The sequence below is a fragment of the Lysinibacillus sp. NPDC093688 genome, from assembly GCF_050280145.1.
GTDB classification, from domain to species: domain Bacteria; phylum Bacillota; class Bacilli; order Bacillales_A; family Planococcaceae; genus Lysinibacillus; species Lysinibacillus xylanilyticus_B.
Map to the genome: position 1 here is coordinate 1 of NZ_JBNNUX010000039.1, position 18,234 is coordinate 18,234.

An 18,234-nucleotide genomic window follows, 5' to 3' on the forward strand; every position below is an offset into this window, starting at 1 on the left:
CTGGGCGCTTTCCTGGGGGCGTCCGATGAGCCGCTTCACTCGCGTTGCTCGCTCCAGGGTCTCGGGCCAACACGATGTTGGTCACGAAGGCGTTAACACAGGATGTGATGGTTTTAGCCTTCGTTCCCCTATCGCTAATCCCCGAGGAGTCGCCCAGTCTCCACTCCAATCAACCCATTTCACATAGTGAGTATCTTCTAGCATGTCATTCAAATTTACAGTGATAAAACGAAAAATCAGCAACAATGTTTTCTGTGCGAAAGCGGAGCGACAGCAACAAATGTTTTATGTAATAATTATGCCAAGGCGTAATTTATGGTGCACATGTATTGTTTTTCTGGCATATGTATTTTCAGTTAACTTTTAAGGCAAGCTTGTAGTAAACTAGAGAGTAAGAAAAGGAAAGAGAGGGAATAGGATATGCCAACACCTAGTATGGAGGACCATATCGAACAAATATATTTATTAATCACTAATAAAGGGTATGCTCGTGTGTCTGACATTGCTGAAGCATTATCTGTTCTTCCTTCTTCTGTTACAAAAATGGTTCAAAAATTAGATAAAGATGGTTATTTAGTTTATGAAAAATACCGTGGCCTTACATTGACGCCTAAAGGAGAAAAGCTTGGAAAACGTCTTGTACAGCGCCATGAGCTTCTAGAGCAATTTTTGCGAATCATTGGTGTAGATGAAGAGCGAATATACAATGATGTAGAAGGTATCGAACATCATTTAAGTTGGAATTCAATTGATCGAATTGCGGATCTTGTGCAGGTAATGGAAGAAAATCCGGATATCGCGAAAAAACTAGAGGCATCTAAAACACATCATAACTTTTAACTTCTATCAGCGAATGTTTATTGTAGCGACAGCTACAGATGTTAAAGCCTTCGGCGGATAAGTTTTTTTGCGAAAATGATGGTAAGAAGGAAAGGAAGACAATATGAACGAATTAAAATCAGGTGAAGTTGTTACATTAACTGTATTAGAGCAACAAGCATCGAAATGGATATTAACAAATGGAGTTGACGAACTGCCCTTAAATGCTTCAGAGGTAACAGAGCCACTTGCAGTAGGTGACCGCCTTGAAGTATTTTTATTTGCGGATCGTCGTGGTGATTTAGCAGCTACAACAGCTATCCCATCTTTCGTAGAAGGGGAATATGGCTGGGCTCGTGTTCTAAAAGTAGTCGAGCGTGAAGGAGCTTTTGTAGATATCGGTACTTCACGCGAGGTGCTAGTGAAAGCTGAAGATTTACCTGCAATAACAGAGCTTTGGCCAGCACCAGGCGACCATTTATTTATGACATTGCGTACAGATCGCAATGGTGATTTATTTGGACGTTTGGCAACTGAAGAAAAAATTTCAGAATTATATGAAGGTGCATTTGAAGACCTACACAATAAAAACATTGAGGCACGCCCATATCGTTTATTACCAGTTGGCTCATTTTTATTAGGTGTAGAAGTTCCGTACCGTATTTTTGTCCATGAGTCAGAACGTAATGCAGAACCTCGTCTTGGACAAGACGTAGTTGTTCGTATAATTGATGTAAAAGATGATGGTTCAATGAATGGTTCACTTTTACCACGTAAGCATGAGCGTATTTCAGGTGATGCACTAGAAATATTAAATTACCTACAAGAGGTTGGAGGCAAAATGCCATTTGGCGATAAATCCTCACCTGATGAAGTGCAAGAAATATTTAACATGAGTAAAGGTGCATTTAAACGAGCGTTAGGTACACTTATGAAAGCTGGTAAAGTGAAACAGCAGGATGGTTGGACTGAGGAAATTTAGGAGACATTCTTCTAACTAAGATAGTATAACGACTACTAAATAAAATTAAAGAAAATGACGAGAGCCCTTTGAAACCTTCTCGTCTTTTTTTCGTACTAATAATTGTTTAGTAAGGGATTGGCAAACATTATACAGGCCAAATGAGTTTTCTGACGAAAGGGGTCACACAATTTGAAAAAGACATGGATGAAAATACTAACAGCGACTATGTTGGTATTTGGCTTGATGGCACCAGCAACAGGTTTTGCGGCTGATAATACGCCACCAAAAGCAATTGATGAAAAATTAGGAGTACCGATTGTCGTATATGGTGCAAACTTATCTGAGGCTGAAAAAGAGTCTGTTAAAAAGTCATTAAAAGTGGACGAAGAGCCTGAAGTTGAAGAAATAACAGTCTCAGGTCAAGACTTAGTTAAATATATTAAAGATAGTAATTCAAGTTCTCGTATGTATTCTTCTGCTAAAATCACACGTAAGAATGCAGGAGAAGGCTTAGTTATTGAAATTGTTACACCATCAAACATTACACAGGTTACATCTGAAATGTATGCAAATGCCATGCTAACTGCAGGTATTGAGGATGCAACAGTACAGGTGGCTGCACCTAAAGCAGTAACAGGTCATTCAGCGCTTGTGGGAATATACAAAGCTTACGAAGTAACAACAGGTGAAAAGCTTGATACTGAACGTACAGATGTTGCCAATGACGAGCTATCAGTAGCAACTACTCTTACGCAATCGGCAGGAGTGGAAGATGCCAAGGTTGCAGAGTTACTAACAGAAATCAAAAAACAAATTGCAGAATCAAAGCCAGCCACTAAAGAAGAGGTTGAAAAGATTGTTCAAGAGCAATTAAACAAGCTTGATATTAATCTAAGTGAAAAGGACCGTCAATTGCTAGTTGATTTGATGAACAAAATTAGTAAACTAGATATTGATTTTGGTAAATGGTCTAAACAATTAGATGATATTAGCAGTACGATTAAAGATAAATTCGGATCACTAATTGAAGATAAAGGATTTTGGGAAAGTGTGAAAAATTTCTTTGCTAATTTAAAGGATACAATCGCATCATGGTTTAATTAATTCATAGAAAAGAATCTGCAACACTTTCTCTTGATTGCTAGAGGGAGGTAGCAGATTCTTTTACTTTTAAATGGATGCAGGCGTGTTGATTAACCATTTTTATCCACTCTGATTAATTAGAAGGCTCTGATTTCCGCTACGGGCTACTCGCTTTGTTGCTGACGCTTCGCTTTCGCACAGATAAAACATTTGTTGCTGACGCTTCGCTTTCGCACAGATAAAACATTTGTCGCTGACGCTTGGCTTTCGCGCAGAGCAAGGCTTCCTGCGGGCGAGCGTCGAGCCGCTTCCTCCGCTGTTGTTACTGCCGCTTCGCTTTCGTACAGAAAACATCCGCTCCGTGCAGGGTCCCGGGCCAACATGATGTTGGTCACGAAGGCGTTATCACAGGATGTGATGGTTTTAGCCTTCGTTCCTCTATCGCTTGCCCGCGGGAGTCGAGTAGCCCTACGCTACAATCAATTGAAAATGGAAATATATTAGCAAAATAGCAACGAAAAAATCCTTTCATCGCTCAATAATAAACCTATTTTTTCCTAATCAACACGCTTGAAATGGACGGACTTTTTTAAGTGCTACATTAAAAAAGCTATGTTACTATGATAAAAAGGAGTGGTGAGAAATGGAATTTCAATTACAACAGCTAGCGGAAAAAAAGCATGCTTTTGTTTATGAACAACAAGGGGAAAGATTAGCGGAAATTACATGGCAGCAAAAGGGTCAGGTAATGGTCATGGATCACACATATGTATCAGATAAGCTCCGTGGCCAAGGGGTGGCCAAAAAATTATTGGATCATGCCGCAGCATATGCACGTGAGCAAGGCTATAAAATGGAAGCGGTTTGCTCGTATGTAGTTGCAGCATTTGAAAAATCTGCTGCTTACAATGATGTAAAACAATAAAGTGAAACTTTAATCCGTGGGGATTTTTTTACATCCCCACGGATTATTAGTCTTCACCAATCGGGCGTTTACGGGCAGTTTTAATCCCACCTTACTTCTTTAATTTTGCTAAAATTTTATGGTGAAAACTACTGCCCGTTAACGAGGGATAAAAAATAAGGCAATCTGCTTATTTATAAGCGGATTGCCTTTTAACTTCTTTCAGTAAATGTTTTTGTAAAACATTTACTGAAAGAAGTTAAATCCTCCGGAGGATGTCACAGAATCGGAAAGGAGTTCTTTGTGCTTGCACAAAGCCGATTCCGGACGCAATTATGCCTTGGCATAATTGATTTTTTTAATGTAAACCATCCATGCCGCTCCTTACAGTAAAATACTATAAATAAGTATTGTTAAGATGCCTGCTCCACCTACTAATGAAGCCATGTCTACCCAATCATATACAGAATCTAAATCTTTCATGATAATCACTCTCCTATTATTAGTATTAATTCATTAATTCCCTTTGCTTGTCCTTTATAATCATAAAAAGTTACAAAAATATCGTGATTTTGAAAAATAGATGTTTACCATAAAATTTAGTAGGAGAATAATTAACTATGTCTGGAAAAGTACAGACGTACTAAGAAATGTGTTTATATAATGGAAGCGAAGGGGAATAGATGACCACTCTATCTTTATATATGCTGTAACGTATATAAAAATTATGTTTAGTCCTTAAAAAATAGGGAAAAGATATAATACAGAGCCAGTTTCTATAATTTTGGGAGGGATTTATAATGGCAAAAAGTAAAAGATCAGGTGTTGTGCTAGTGGGATTAACTTTAGCAGCATCTTATTTAAGTAAAAAAGAAAACCGTGATAAAGCATTGAGTATGTTTAATAATGCAAAGTCTAAATTAGCATCTTATTTGAATACAACGAATATGGAGATGCACGAAAACATTACAGAGCGTATATCTACTGAAGTAGCGACAGAAGCTGGAACGTCTCCAACAAAAATTGCTTCAAACGAAATGGTTGCTGAAGGCGGAGGACATACAAGTATCCATTACTATCATGAAGAAATTCATGAAAAAAAGAATTAATGACAAAAAACCTTCTCATTCCACGTGAGAAGGTCTTTTTTGTGTACATATAATGATTGTTGCAAATACTAATAATACAATTCCAGTAAAAATAAAGCCGCTGACAATACCTAGTGAGAGCCATCCGAGCAATGAGGAACCTAGAACAACTCCTAGTGAAAAGAAGGCATAAAAATAACCATAGGCTTTTCCACGGATTTCAGCAGTCGTGGAGTCGATTAAAAGGGAATTTACTGATGGAAATAAGAAGCCAAACCCGATACCGTAGCAGGCCATTGCAATATAAAGTAACGTACTTGAATCTGCCTGACTAATTAATAATTGACTGATCCCCATTAAACTTAACCCAAGTGATAATGTTTTAATGGGAGCAACCTTATCGAAAATACGGTTAGTCGGCAAAATAAATATGAGAACAGCAATAATTCCAAATGTACTCATCAAAGTCCCGCTTAAACGTGAATCAAAACCTAAAGATTGCACTTTCAGTGGAAGGAGATAGGCAATAACCCCTTGGGAAAACATTAAAAAGAATGCACTAGAGAAGGCTTTTAATGTACCTGGATTATTCAAAAGTACATGAATAGAAATGTTTGTAGTTGGTGCAGATTTTTCTCTTTTTACTTGATTTGATTTTAGTAAAAAGAAGGCAAGTATCCCTAACAAGAGCATAAAGCTTGCAGTTATATTAAAAACGAATGGTACGCTAGTACGACTCGCTAAAATTCCACTAAATGCAGGTCCGATTATTGCGGCGAGACCAACAAATGCTCCAGAGATAGCACTGCCCTTACCTCTTTTTTCTTGCTCAGTTGCATTTGCTAAAAATGTGAAAGCAGCAGGGACGATAAAGCCTGCAACTAATCCATGTACAAAACGGACTGCTAATAGAACAATAGGCTCTTCTACTAAATTATAAAGTGATAGTGAAAGACCTGTTGTTAATAGACCTAGGATTAAAATAACGAATGGTCCTTTACAATCTGTTAAAAAACCAGAGATTATATTACCAAATGTATTGGAAAGGGAATACATACCTACTGCTAGGCCGGTAATGAAGGCTGATGCCCCTAAAGATTCAGCGTATGTACTCATGACAGGAAGCTGGGTAAATAGGTCGAAAAATGAAAAGAATATAATCAAATAGATAAGTTTCTTCATAGCTCCTCCGATAGAAAATTATATGTTAGTGAGAATGAATATCACTCTTATTATACCATTTTCGACAAAAAAGAACGCCTCCTAAGTTTTTTGACTTAGTGAGGCGTTCTTGAATTATGAAAATTAAGCTTTAGAAACTTCTTTTTTCATTGTTTTGTTTTTAGCAAGATTTACGTGCCAAGAAAGTGCTTCCTCTAAAATATGAGGAGTTTGATGGCTACCAGTTGCTTCTACAGCACGGTTATAGTAATCCCAAAGTTGTTCTTTGTAATCTGGGTGTGCACAGTTTTCGATAATTAAAGGTACACGCTCTTTTGGTGCAAGACCACGTAAGTCAGCAATACCTTGCTCAGTTATGATTACATCAACATCATGTTCAGTGTGGTCAACGTGAGAAACCATTGGCACGATTGAAGAGATAGCGCCGCCTTTTGCGTATGATTTAGTAACAAAAATACCTAGACGTGCGTTACGTGCAAAGTCACCTGAACCACCGATACCATTCATCATACGAGTACCTGATACGTGTGTTGAGTTTACGTTGCCATAGATATCTAATTCTAGAGCAGTGTTGATTGAGATTAGACCCAAACGACGGATAAGCTCTGGGTGGTTAGAAATTTCTTGTGTACGTAAGCAAATTTTATCAGCATATTTTTCTAAATTGCCGTATACTTTTTTCTGTAATTCTTCAGTTAGTGTAATTGAAGTAGCTGCTGCAAATTTAACTTTACCAGCATCAATTAAGTTGAATACAGCATCTTGAAGTACTTCAGAAGCAACAACTAAATCTTCAAATTCTGAATCAGCGAAGCCGTCAAGTACAGCGTTTGCAACAGAACCTACACCAGATTGTAATGGCATTAATTGTTTTGTTAAGCGACCAGCTTTAATTTCATCACGGAAGAAGTCTAATAAAATGTTCGCCATTGTTTGTGTTTCTTCATCTGGTGGTACGATTAATGAAGGAGCATCAGGCTCTTCAGAAATAACAATCGCTTTAATTTTAGATGGATCAACTTTGATACCGATATCACCAATGCGTTGCATAGCATCAGTCATTGGAATCGCTTCACGTTTACCTTGCTCAGCTGGTACATAGATATCGTGGATACCTACTAAAGCTTCTGGGTGAGAGATATTTAATTCGATAATAATATTCTCAGCGTATTCAGCGAAGATAGGTGAGTTACCTACAGAGTTCGTTGGGATAATGAAGCCATCTTCTGTAATAGCAACAGCTTCAAGGATTAAATATTTGATTGGTCCGATAATTCCTTGGCGAACTAATTCAGCATTATGTGAAAGGTGAGCATCTACATATAGTACATCCCCAGAGTTAATTAAATTACGAATACCCGCATCTCCTTGGAATGGTCCACGTTTGCGGATAACACCAGCTTCAGCTAAGTATTTATCAACTTCAGGTCCTAAAGAAGCTCCTGTATATACATCAATTTTGAATTTTTCGTTTTTAGCGCGCTCTACTAATGCCATAGGAACAACTTTGGCGTCCCCCGCACGAGTGAATCCACTCATACCAACTACATCACCGTTAGAGATAAGTGCTGCAGCTGCATCAGCAGTAACAATTTTACTTTCAAGTTCTTTTAAGCCTAGGCGTTTTTGAACAATTGCATCCATTAAAAAGTCCTCCCCTAAAAAGTTTGATGGAAACCGATTACAAAACTAGAAAAAACGTGTAAGAATTTTCTGTTTATTTAGTTGTAGTATGACTCCAACCATTTGAATAATACTATCACCAAATTGTCACAAATACTTTAGAAATAGCATTAAAGTGAGTAAAAATAGGAAAAATGAGCATAAAATCGAATTTTCGACAGAGAAAACGTTTTAATGTAGAGGTGTGTTATTTTTAGAGAATTTTCCTTTTGAAAATTCAGTAATATAATGTGGGGTTGATTTCCGTTCCGACTGGTTTGTGATAAGCATTTAAGTTCAGCAAGTAAAAAAGTACAGCGAACATTAAAAATGCTCGCTGTACTTATAAAAAATTAGAAACCTAAAGAACGACGGAAGTAACTTGCGTAGCGTTGGCTAACTGGAATACGAGTACCGTCTTTCATGATTAATAAAAACGTTGAATGAGAATCTGGTTGAATTTCATCAATGTAGTCAATGTTAACGATATAAGAGCGGTGACAACGTATAAATGAATCAGGTGCTAAAAATAGCTCAAGATCACTTAGGTTTAAGCGGTGATAGCCTTCACGACTCATTGTTTTAACAAATGTTTTTCGAAGCTGTGTTTCAAGATAAATAACTTGATCATGTTTGATTGGGTACCAGCAGTCATCAATTTTAATAGTAATGTAGTTCGTTAAAAATGCTGATGGCTTTTGTGGGAAGATGGCAGTGATAGCACCCTTAGTTTCGCCTTCTTCCATTAAAGGAATACTCATGCCATAATAGGCTACTCCAAATACATCAGGCTCAATGTAAGAGCTAATCTTTTGCCCGTAGTTTAACGCTTTATGAGCTGCTGAGCCTTCTTTAATTGGGTCGCCAGGTTTGATTTTTAAATCAACTTTTTTGCTTGCTTGGTAGTACAAGTATTCGTTTGTATCGGAGATTGCAATGGAAGTATTCTCTGGGAAAAACTCTTTAATAATCTCCATAATTTCTTCTATTTGTTTTGGATCCACTATTAACACCTCGTCTAAACTTTTAAAAATAGTATTATCATCTATTTTACTACATATTCATATAAATTATATAGAGAAGATTTCGGAATAAAAAAGAGAAATGTCGATTGATGAAAAATATAGGTGTAAAACACCATTACATAATTTGTAACAAATTTAAAATAATTACTAATTCAATTTGATATATATATGGTAAAATTTAATTGGACGAAATAAGTTTACGAGGTTTCTACTGTGTATATATGATAAATTAGAACTAGTGTGAAAGACAAAATGTGGTTGAAAGGAAATCGCAGAATATGGTAAAATTCACTGTATAGCCTAATTTTTTTTGTAACTGGTGGTATAGTTGGGTTATTTTTTAAGTTATATTCATTATATAATTATGAAATATGGCTCAATTCGTACAAATAATAAGGAAATACTATTTTCTTATTTTGAAATAAGTAGATTGGTGTCAAGAATTGTAAAAGCAATTCGTGCAATCTGAGGAAAGATGGGGAAGATTATGCAACTACATCAACATTCTATGTCAGAAACGATATCCAAAAGATACTTTCAGGAAATCGATAGTATTAACCAATACATCGGTGTAGAAGAATTTTTTAATATTGAGTCGAAATTAGTATTTGAAATTTACCATTTAGAATCTGCAAAGGCTAAGAAATCTTTGCATAAATTAATTGATATTCTTTCAATACGATTTGGCAAACAAGTCATTAAAATTGTTCGAAGTTATTTTTCTGTTTTGTCGTCAATTGTTGCACGTAAATTGCTAGACAATCAAGTTCCTTCGAAAAAAGCTTTTGCTTTTAACATTGCTTGTAATGATATGATTGAAAATCAAATGAAAGACGCAGAATTTTTACAATTCGCGGATGATTTAATTGATTTTTTTGTTTACTTTATCGCAGATCGCAAGCAACCGACTTTCCGTCACCAGACCGTTAATAAAGTAATAATGTATATAAATGATGAGTTGGAAAATGACTTAACAGTGGAAAGCATCGCAAATAATTTTCATATAAGTACTAGTCACTTATCACGTATTTTTAGAGAACATGTTGGTATTACACTTGTTGAATATTTAAATGTTCGTCGAGTAGAAGAGTCACAGTACTACCTTAGACACACAAATAAAAGTATAACTTCTATTTCAGATCAATTCCATTTCTGTAATCAAAGCTATTTTACCCGCATCTTTAAAAAATATACTGGGGTAACGCCCAAACATTTCCGAGACGAGCTACATCATGAGTTTTATCGTTTTGAGATGGCGGAATCAGAGCTACAAAACGTTTAAAGTCAAAAGATGATTAATAAAAAGATGCGAACGTATTAGCGATGCTAAAGCTCGCATCTTTTATTGCTATCAATGACAATGGAATTAGTAGCACTTGCTATTTGATAAAAATAGACCCTATAATGTATACTTCATTTTAGTTGATAAATAATAGTAGGTGGAAAAATGAAAAATTTGAAGCTATTTTCAATGCTTGGACTTGTCGTTTTTGTTCTTAGTGGCTGTCAAGCTGTGCAAAACAAAGAAGGTTTTTTCTATAGTATCTTTGTAAAACCTATGGAATTTTTATTGGAGTTTTTCGGTAACACTATGTTTTCAGGTAGCTATGGTTTAGCAATCATCGCTATTACGGTTCTTATTCGTTTAATTTTAATGCCGATTATGTTAAAAAATTATCGTTCGCAACAAAATATGAAAACGAAAATGGATGCGTTTAAGCCTGAAATGGAAGCTGTTCAGAAAAAGATGAAGGAAGCAAAGACAAAAGAAGAGCAAACGCAGTATCAACAAGAAATGATGGCATTATATAAAAAACATGGTATCAATCCTCTTAACATGGGCTGTTTACCAATGTTAATTCAAATGCCAATTATCATGGGTCTTTATTTCTCCATTTTATATTCTACAGATGTGAAATCACATGAATTTTTATGGTTTAGCTTAGGTTCACCTGATATCGCAATGACAATTGTCGCTGGTCTTGTATATTTAGTTCAAGCACGTGTATCATTATGGACAGTACCTGAGCAACAAAAAGCACAAATGAAAATGTTTATTTATATTTCACCAATTATGATTGTCTTTATCTCGATGTCATCTATGGCAGCCCTACCACTTTACTGGTCAGTCAGCGGTGCATTGTTGATTATTCAAACATATATCGGTCGAAAATTCTATTCGGAACATCCGGAAAAAGTAAACTCATAAAATAATTTTGTCGAGGCGCCTATGTAGCCTCGATTTTTTTAGGAGGACAGTAGGATGAATACAAAGTGGCTATCATCTATTCTAGTCGCGATTTTTAGTATCGCGGCGATTGTATTTATTATCATGCGTAATTTTAACTTTGCGGTTTTTGCAATGACGATTATGTTTGCCGTATCGAATGGATTTAGGGCAAAAAGTTTTAAAGAGCAAGGTTATATAAAAGAAGCAAAATGGATGAAGTATATGGCAATCTTTTTCTCCATTGCTTCTATAATAGTGTTTATTATTATTCTCACAGACTAACAAATTAATTTTATAATCATTGGTGAAAACCTACACCCTAAATTGTGAACAGTGCTAAAATGAGACTATACCAAAATAGTGGATCATCACCAAAACGTGTGGTTGATTTCCGTGTCGCTAATCCCCAAGGAGCCGCCCAGTCGTATCGAAGACCAACTTATTCACATAGTAGACGTTTTAACAAAAGTATCCATAACTTTGGGTGATGAACCAATATAGTACAAAATAGTATCGGTACTTACTAGGACTGTTCTTTCTAAATTCTTTGAAAGAGGATCCTTTCCATGTAGTACTGGATAACTTTAAAAGGGGTAAAAAATAGTGAAAAAGAAACGTTTACCACTCATTCTGGGTGCTTTAATCTCAGTGGTGCTTATTGTATCGATTTTCGTGGTTTATAACTATAAAAATAAACAGATAAGTAATGCATCAGATGAACAGGAACAACAAACTGCAGAACCAACTAAAAAAGATTCACCTGTAAAGGAAGAGCCGACAAAAACAGCGGATAATCCTGTGAAGCCTGAGCAGAAGGTAGATGAAAATGGCTATATACCAAATCAAACATTACCAACTGAGCCGACATATATTAAAGGTATTTTATTAGCGAATAAAATATATCCGCTACCATCTACCTTTGCGCCTGAAGAAAGTCCTGAGGCACGTCAAGCTCTAAATAAAATGTTTGCTGCAGCAAAACAACAAGGTTTTGATCTAGTAGCTTTTAGCGGCTATCGATCTTTTGAATATCAAACAACATTATATAATAACTATGTTAACCGTGATGGGCAAGCTGCTGCTGATCGCTATAGTGCTCGCCCAGGTTATTCAGAGCATCAAACCGGTTTGTCCTTTGATATAGGGGAGAAGGGTAAAGATAAATTATGGCTAACTGAAGAATTTGGTGAAACACCAGCAGGCCAATGGTTATTTACACATGCTCAAGACTATGGCTTTATTTTACGCTTTCCAAAAAATAAAGAAGACATCACAGGTTATATGTATGAGTCATGGCACTACCGTTATGTTGGTGTAGACATAGCAAAAGACATTAAAAAACAAAATATAACGCTAGAAGAATATCTAGGTGTGAAATAAAAAAAGGGAAGAGAGCTGTTCGTAATGACGAACTAGCTCTCTTCCTTTTCTGTATTCTACAAGATAGGTGTTAATAAGCGTGAAATGGATTCTTTAAATTTAATTAGTGTGGAACGATTTTTGTACATTTCCCAAGTTAATTCAGTGCAATCAAAAATATCCTTTTCAAACACCTCGGCAAGCTGATGTGAAATCTTTGAGTCATAAATGAAGGCATTTACTTCAAAATTTAAACTGAAACTGCGTACATCAAGGTTTGCAGTTCCGATTGTAGATGCTTCATCGTCAATAATAATTGCTTTAGCATGAATAAAGCCCTTTTCATAAATATAAACTTTTGCTCCTGCACGCAATAATTGCCCTACGTATGAATATGTAGCCCAATAAACAAACATATGATCAGGCTTATTTGGAATCATGATCCTTACATCAATGCCTGAAAGCGTCGCAATTTTAATAGCCTCTAAAAAACTAACATCAGGGATAAAATAGGGCGTTTGAATATATATATACTTTTTCGCCATATTAATAAGCTTTAAGTAGCCCATTTTAATATGTTCCCAGTCAGAGTCAGGTCCGCTAGACACGATTTGTAAGCCTACATTACCTTTTTTCGGAATAGCAGGGAAGTAACGGTCTGAATAGCCCATTTTCTGTTGTGCGGAAGCTTGGTTCCAATCAAGTAAAAAGCGTGTTTGTAATGGATGGACGGCACTACCTTCAATGCGTAAATGCGTATCTCTCCAATAGCCAAACTTTTTTTGTAGACCAAGGTACTCATCCCCGACGTTAAAACCACCAATATAACCAATACGGCCATCAATCACAACAATTTTTCGGTGATTTCTAAAATTTAAACGAGGGTTTATAAGTGGCAAAATGGATGGGAAAAATACTTCGACTTCACCACCTGCATTAAGCAATTCTTTAAAATGGCGTTTTTTAACATTGCGTGAGCCCATTTCATCGTATAAGATTCTTACCTTAACTCCTTGCTTTGCTTTTTTAATAAGTGCATTAACAATGCGTGTACCTAGGTCATCTAAACGGAAAATATAATATTGAATGTGAATATGATCTTTTGCTGCCTCAATATCTGTAAGTAGCTGCTCAAATTTATTGGCACCATCATCAAAAATATCAATGTGGTTATCCTGCGTTAATACAGCATTGTTTGTTTTAAGATGCATGTAAATCATTTCTTTATAATTTTCCGCATTTTCGATTCGAAACTCGAACTTATTATCTCGAATCGCTTCTGTCTGATAGCTAATGAGGTTATCGATACCGATATCCTTGCGTCCTTCCCAACGGAATAAATGTTTTTTTCGTAGTTGTCGTCCGAACATCAAGTATATAATAAACCCACCTAATGGAATGAAAAAAAGTACGAGAATCCATGCCCATGTAGAAGTGGCATCTTTACGCTCCAAAAAAATTATGACCATTGCTGCTAAAATATTAACAAACATAATAAAAGGTACTAGATATCCAACGTCTGTAAAAATACTCATCCCTACACCTGCCTTTACTATATTTGCGCAATATACTTAGTATAACTTACTTTATATGTGGAAAGAAGATATGAAATTTGTTAGTAAGCATGAAAAAGGATTACCTCCAAAACACAAGAACGAGGTAATCCAGAATCAATTTTGCCTTTTGTTGTATTGTAATGGTTGTATCTTCGCTTTCGCACAGAAAAAACGTGTTGCTGTCGCTTCGCTTTCGCACAGAAAAACCTTGTTGCTGAATGAAAATAAATGATTAGTAATGCTCCCATTGAAATAAAATATCAGAGAAATCCTTTTGGAGGAGCTTTTCTCGGTTGATGAAGAATTTCCCAACACCGCTATCTGCCCACATAATGCCGATTTCATCATTAGAGTCGATTTGGAGTAACAATACATCATATCGTTTAAGGAGCTGTGATTCGTGACGGATATCCTCCTCTAAAAAATAGGCATAACCGCTAATTTTAGCTCCAGCTCCTAAGAAGTGTTGTAAATAAATCTCCCGTAAATCAACATCTTCTGATGAAGGAATTAAGTTTGGCAAATAATGTACAGCCCGATAATCTAAAGCAGAAACAGGTTCTTGAATTGGTTGGAATTGTAATGCTAATTCCTGACGAATAGGGAACTGATCGTCTACTGCTAGTGCTAAAAACTCCTGACTTGGGGGTGTTGCTTCAAAATTTACGGTAGGATAAAAACGTATTTTATAAAATTGCTGAAAAATATCCTCGTGATAATGATCAGCATTTGCGAAAATATTAGATGAAATAAAAAATTGCAGAATACCCTGAGATGGGAAATCCTTTAATGGTGGCATTTCTTCAAAGTTAATTTGAGCTAATAGCCGCATAGGCTCGCCTGCAATATCTTTCGGATATGTCTGGTAATATGGTAAATAAGGTTCTCCAGCAAATTTACTTTCCGTTAACGTAGTTGATCGCTTATAGGGTGTGATAATCATTGCTGAAAGTAGTGTATCTTCAATTTCAAAACGAAACGATTCTAGCTCTTTTGGAAGTAAAAGATTTGTTGTTTTGTTCATACAGAGCCCTCCGATATTCCGCTTTAAGGAGTCCAATATTCCTTGACGTGTTTTACATACTTTGAATTATTAGTAAGTTACGGCTTTTTATCAACAAATTATTCATGTCGTAAAGATTTATTTGATGCTTTAAAAATAAATATTAAACTTATCGAAACGACGGCTATTGCTGCTGAAGTATAATAGCCTAAACTAGATTGCATAGTAAATAGCCAAGTGAAGAATAGTGGACCTAGAATGCGTCCTAGGTTATCCATTGAATAGGAAAGACCTGCAGCAGTCCCGTATTGACCTCCAGATTCTTTAGTTGAAAGAGATACGACGCATGTTCTTGCGAGTGCATTTCCTGCTGTAAAAACACAAAGGGCAAAACCTACCATAAATAAGTTAGCTGTTAAAGTGAATAAAAGCATACCCATTGCTGTGACAATTTGTGCACCTATTAACCAAGTTGTCTCGCTTCCGTTTTTAATTCGTCTAACAACACCGCCTTGAATAGCTGCATCTACAAAGCCACTAAACATAAACAAATAACCAATTTGTAATGGTGTAATTTGAATTCGATCAATTTGGAACAACTGGAACGTCGCTTCCACTCCTGCCAGCATAAAAGTTACTAAAAATGAGAACATAAATAAATATCGCACACGGTACTGCAACATATTGGTAGCACCCTTTGGTACAATTGCGCGTTTATTTGTATCTTTTCGTTTTGTAGGTTCTTTTAAAACGAAACTTGCATAAATAAATAATAATGCAATTAGTGTTGCTGAAGCGATAAAGGGTAGTTGCAAGCTATAGTGTCCGAGCATACCGCCAATTGCTGGACCAAAAATAAAACCGAGCCCGATGGACATGCCCATGAGACCCATATATTTATTGCGATCCTCCTCGCTCGACATATCTCCTACAAAGCCTGTTACAGCTGTATATAGTGCTCCTGAGAATAAACCACCCACAACGCGTGAGATGTATAACATTACTAAATTATCAATAAATAACGAGAAAATAACAAAGCTTAAGCTAAAACCTACAAGGCCTATTAAAATAAGTTGCTTACGACCTACCTTGTCGGACAGCATACCCCAAAGAGGTGCAGTGAAAAAACTGGCGAGCGAATACACTGTAAGTAAGCCACCTACATGTATATTATCCCAATTTTGCTGAACTATAACCTCAGGTAAGACAGGTATAATAATTCCAAATCCTAGGTAGACGAGGAATTGGACAGACATTAATAATAAAATTGCCTTTTTCATACAGTAACCTGCTTTCATACAATATTTTAGTATGTATATTCTACCTCTCTTGTTATTGTTATTACAAGAAAACGGAAGCTAAAACAGCTTAAGTACTTCGTTGCTTATTTCTAAAAGTAGGGGAATGACATTTTGTTAAGGTGTATGCATATATAGCGAAGGCTGGGCGACTTCTTAAGAACAGCGGTAAAATTGGAGCGAGCGCAGAAAAAAACGAGGCTGAAACAATGTATAAAAAACGACAGACTGTTAATAATGAAATTATGTTGATACTAAAAATGAATGACCAGTTAAAGTAAGTAACTAAATGGACTCATTCCATTTTTAATTTTTTGTATCGAATGTCGCATAGAGTATTAAATTATTTCTAGGGTATACTACTAGAGGGTATATCGGTATTTTATTTTATTAACGTTTGAATTTTTCTATTTAGTGGTAAATGGTTGAGAAGAGGGAAAATTTACATTGTAACAAAAATGAAAAATTTTAAAGCAAAGTTAAATGGTATGATAGAAAGAGATTAACTTGTCAGACATCATACGCATGCAAAAACGAAACTTTTTTGGAAATAAAACGTTATATAAAATCGAGGAAAGATTGAGGTGGAATGTATGACAAAAGAAGTAGATTTGAAAAAGATTGTTTCGAATTTATCTAAGTTGGGTGTAACAGCCACTGTAACAAAGTCTCGACTTGAACTTTTAAAAGTGCTCACACCACCAACGCAAACACCGCAAGTTCAAGCTTAACTCGTTTTACAAATAAAAATGGGTAGTCTCTTAATGAGGCTACCCATTTTTTATATCCATAATTAATCATCATCATCGTGAGTGGTAAACATGTAAGTGCGATAGTGGAAACGCATACTGAAAACAAGACCGATGGCTAGTGAATTCCCCATCAATGAACTTCCCCCATAACTGATAAATGGTAGGGGAATACCGGTAATAGGTAATAACTGAATAGTCATACCGATATTTTCAAATACGTGGAATGTAATCATTGCAATAATACCGGCACATACATATGTTGAGTATGGATCTTTCAATAATAGTGTAGTTTTTGTTAAATGATAGATTAATAAAAAGAATAAACAAATAACGATACTAGCACCAATAAAACCCCATTCTTCACCGATAACCGTAAAAATAAAATCGGTATGATTTTCGGCAACGTACACCTCACGACCGCGGAAACCTTTTCCGAAAATTTCACCTGAACCAATAGCGTTTAAGGAAGTAATTAAATGGTATCCATCACTAGAAGAATATGAATATGGATCTAACCAAGAATAGATTCGAGCAAACTGATATGGTTTAAAGCCGAATGTTTTCTCTAAAAAACTCTGCATATAGAGTGCCATCCATAGAAGAGAACCACCTACTAAAGCGCCACTTATTAAAGTTGGTAAAATAATTTTCCATGATATGCCGGCTACGATGACAACAGCAGCTGTAATGGCAAAGAATACTAATGCTGAACCAAGGTCAGGCTGTTTCATAATAAGAGCTAAAGGTAGTAATAGTGTAGCAGCGATTTTACCTAGCAATATGAAGTCCGTTTTTATGGATTTAAAAGAATAAACTTCGTGGTGCTTACTAATAAGTCGAGCAAGTGCTAAAATGTAAAAGGTTTTCATAAACTCAGAAGGTTGAATATTTCCAAGAGGTGTATGATACCAGCTTTTTGCACCATTAATTTTTTCACCGATTTGTCCTGTTCCTTCTGGCATGAAGATAAGCAGTACTAATAAGACGATCCCTGCACCGTACATATACCAAGACATTTTTTTATATTGGTCAGGTTCAAAAAACATAACTATTCCAATAATTACTGAGCAAATGATGTACCATTGCAATTGTTTAGGAACATAGTTAACGCCATACTGACCCGATGTTTGCGCCGACGCAATGGCTAACAAACTTACGACTAGGAAGGTTAAAAGTATAAAAGCGAGCGTCCAGTCAAAACGATTCGCGAAATTTCGTTTATTTTCCATACAAGCCACCTATATCAAAATAGTATCTCTTAATGAGTAAATTTGATTTAAATTAATTCCAATTCAATATATACCAAATA

Annotated in this window: 17 protein-coding genes; 10 read left to right on the forward strand and 7 right to left on the reverse strand. The window is 35.9% G+C overall.

From position 1 onward, the window contains the following. Positions 1-420: 420 nt before the first annotated feature. From mntR to ACQKN2_RS21190, 5 genes are all read left to right on the forward strand, one after another. Positions 421-840, forward strand: coding sequence for a transcriptional regulator MntR (gene mntR, locus ACQKN2_RS21170; RefSeq protein WP_079562516.1), 420 nt, complete (start codon positions 421-423; stop codon positions 838-840). Positions 841-943: 103 nt separating this feature from the next. After that, on the forward strand, positions 944-1,801 hold the full coding sequence (locus tag ACQKN2_RS21175; RefSeq protein WP_427416705.1) for a CvfB family protein: 858 nt from the start codon (positions 944-946) through the stop codon (positions 1,799-1,801). Between the two features lie 171 nt (positions 1,802-1,972). Then, positions 1,973-2,887 carry a DUF1002 domain-containing protein gene (locus ACQKN2_RS21180; protein WP_427416706.1) on the forward strand — a complete coding sequence of 305 codons (915 nt, stop codon included), beginning with the start codon at positions 1,973-1,975 and terminating at the stop codon, positions 2,885-2,887. A gap of 622 nt (positions 2,888-3,509) precedes the next feature. After that, complete coding sequence (locus ACQKN2_RS21185) at positions 3,510-3,791, forward strand: GNAT family N-acetyltransferase (protein ID WP_323651484.1); 282 nt, start codon at positions 3,510-3,512, stop codon at positions 3,789-3,791. A 779-nt stretch (positions 3,792-4,570) separates the two neighbouring features. Further along, positions 4,571-4,879 carry a hypothetical protein gene (locus ACQKN2_RS21190; RefSeq protein ID WP_427416707.1) on the forward strand — a complete coding sequence of 103 codons (309 nt, stop codon included), beginning with the start codon at positions 4,571-4,573 and terminating at the stop codon, positions 4,877-4,879. Positions 4,880-4,894: 15 nt separating this feature from the next. Here the strand turns inward: ACQKN2_RS21190 and ACQKN2_RS21195 are convergent, their stop codons facing one another. The 3 genes from ACQKN2_RS21195 to ACQKN2_RS21205 all read right to left on the reverse strand — a co-directional run bounded on the left by ACQKN2_RS21195 (position 4,895) and on the right by ACQKN2_RS21205 (position 8,706). After that, on the reverse strand, positions 4,895-6,040 hold the full coding sequence (locus ACQKN2_RS21195; RefSeq protein ID WP_427416708.1) for an MFS transporter: 1,146 nt from the start codon (positions 6,038-6,040) through the stop codon (positions 4,895-4,897). Between the two features lie 123 nt (positions 6,041-6,163). After that, positions 6,164-7,684 carry a succinate CoA transferase gene (locus ACQKN2_RS21200; RefSeq protein ID WP_427416709.1) on the reverse strand — a complete coding sequence of 507 codons (1,521 nt, stop codon included), beginning with the start codon at positions 7,682-7,684 and terminating at the stop codon, positions 6,164-6,166. A 371-nt stretch (positions 7,685-8,055) separates the two neighbouring features. Continuing rightward, on the reverse strand, positions 8,056-8,706 hold the full coding sequence (locus tag ACQKN2_RS21205; protein ID WP_049663393.1) for a LytTR family DNA-binding domain-containing protein: 651 nt from the start codon (positions 8,704-8,706) through the stop codon (positions 8,056-8,058). Between the two features lie 508 nt (positions 8,707-9,214). On the opposite strand from ACQKN2_RS21205, the gene ACQKN2_RS21210 reads away from it, so the two are divergent. The 4 genes from ACQKN2_RS21210 (at position 9,215) to ACQKN2_RS21225 (ending at position 12,337) form a co-directional block, all read left to right on the forward strand. After that, positions 9,215-10,009: a helix-turn-helix transcriptional regulator gene (locus tag ACQKN2_RS21210; protein ID WP_079562523.1), complete on the forward strand. Its 795-nt coding sequence runs from the start codon at positions 9,215-9,217 to the stop codon at positions 10,007-10,009. 165 nt (positions 10,010-10,174) lie between these two features. Then, on the forward strand, positions 10,175-10,936 hold the full coding sequence (gene yidC, locus ACQKN2_RS21215) for a membrane protein insertase YidC (protein WP_323651480.1): 762 nt from the start codon (positions 10,175-10,177) through the stop codon (positions 10,934-10,936). Positions 10,937-10,990: 54 nt separating this feature from the next. Further along, on the forward strand, positions 10,991-11,239 hold the full coding sequence (locus ACQKN2_RS21220) for a hypothetical protein (protein ID WP_427416710.1): 249 nt from the start codon (positions 10,991-10,993) through the stop codon (positions 11,237-11,239). A 321-nt stretch (positions 11,240-11,560) separates the two neighbouring features. Next, positions 11,561-12,337 (forward strand): M15 family metallopeptidase, encoded by a 777-nt coding sequence (locus ACQKN2_RS21225; protein ID WP_427416711.1) that lies wholly within the window; start codon positions 11,561-11,563, stop codon positions 12,335-12,337. A 56-nt stretch (positions 12,338-12,393) separates the two neighbouring features. Here ACQKN2_RS21225 and cls read toward each other — a convergent pair whose 3' ends face one another. From cls to ACQKN2_RS21240, 3 genes are all read right to left on the reverse strand, one after another. Beyond that, a complete protein-coding gene (gene cls / locus ACQKN2_RS21230; protein WP_427416712.1) occupies positions 12,394-13,851 on the reverse strand; it encodes a cardiolipin synthase in 1,458 nt (485 codons plus the stop codon). Positions 13,852-14,104: 253 nt separating this feature from the next. Beyond that, on the reverse strand, positions 14,105-14,896 hold the full coding sequence (locus ACQKN2_RS21235; RefSeq protein WP_427416713.1) for a YwqG family protein: 792 nt from the start codon (positions 14,894-14,896) through the stop codon (positions 14,105-14,107). Positions 14,897-14,994: 98 nt separating this feature from the next. Beyond that, the gene (locus ACQKN2_RS21240) at positions 14,995-16,155 is read right to left on the reverse strand and encodes an MFS transporter (RefSeq protein ID WP_427416714.1); all 1,161 of its coding nucleotides are present in this window, start codon (positions 16,153-16,155) and stop codon (positions 14,995-14,997) included. Between the two features lie 611 nt (positions 16,156-16,766). Between ACQKN2_RS21240 and ACQKN2_RS21245 the strand changes: the two genes are divergently transcribed. Further along, positions 16,767-16,904, forward strand: a complete 138-nt coding sequence (locus ACQKN2_RS21245) for an Lmo0850 family protein (RefSeq protein WP_004232019.1) — start codon at positions 16,767-16,769, stop codon at positions 16,902-16,904. Positions 16,905-16,966: 62 nt separating this feature from the next. Here ACQKN2_RS21245 and ACQKN2_RS21250 read toward each other — a convergent pair whose 3' ends face one another. Continuing rightward, positions 16,967-18,154: an FtsW/RodA/SpoVE family cell cycle protein gene (locus tag ACQKN2_RS21250; RefSeq protein WP_427416715.1), complete on the reverse strand. Its 1,188-nt coding sequence runs from the start codon at positions 18,152-18,154 to the stop codon at positions 16,967-16,969. Positions 18,155-18,234: the final 80 nt, after the last annotated feature.